The organism is Ectobacillus funiculus, assembly GCF_004138295.1.
GTDB classification, from domain to species: domain Bacteria; phylum Bacillota; class Bacilli; order Bacillales; family Bacillaceae_G; genus Ectobacillus; species Ectobacillus funiculus.
Genome location: NZ_SCFM01000056.1, coordinates 1 through 416, shown reverse-complemented (window position 1 = coordinate 416; position 416 = coordinate 1). Strand labels below are relative to the sequence as shown.

Below are 416 nucleotides of genomic sequence, written 5' to 3'. Positions count from 1 at the left end.
TGACGTTTATGATGTTTTGTTCAGTTTTGAGGGAGCTTATCCTTCAAAATAGCATACATGTAAGTCTCTTTTTTATGTAACGGGTTCAAAAAAATGAATCGATGGATAAAAAAGTATATACATGAAATGTAAGCTGTTCCTTGAAAACTAGATAACAAATACTGTGCTATATGTAATGCAACAAAGTGTAAACTTTTAATGATTAAGTTAGAAAGGGCGCACGGTGGATGCCTTGGCACTAGGAGCCGATGAAGGACGGGACTAACACCGATATGCTTCGGGGAGCTGTAAGTAAGCTTTGATCCGAAGATTTCCGAATGGGGAAACCCACTGCTCGTAATGGAGTAGTATCTTTACCTGAATACATAGGGTACTGATGGCATACCCGGGGAACTGAAACATCTAAGTACCCGGAG

General features: G+C 39.9%; 1 rRNA gene. It reads left to right on the top strand.

Annotation, left to right across the window (positions count from 1 at the left end):
* Window positions 1-200: 200 nt before the first annotated feature.
* Window positions 201-416 (top strand): 23S ribosomal RNA (locus EP737_RS22065); the annotation flags it as partial.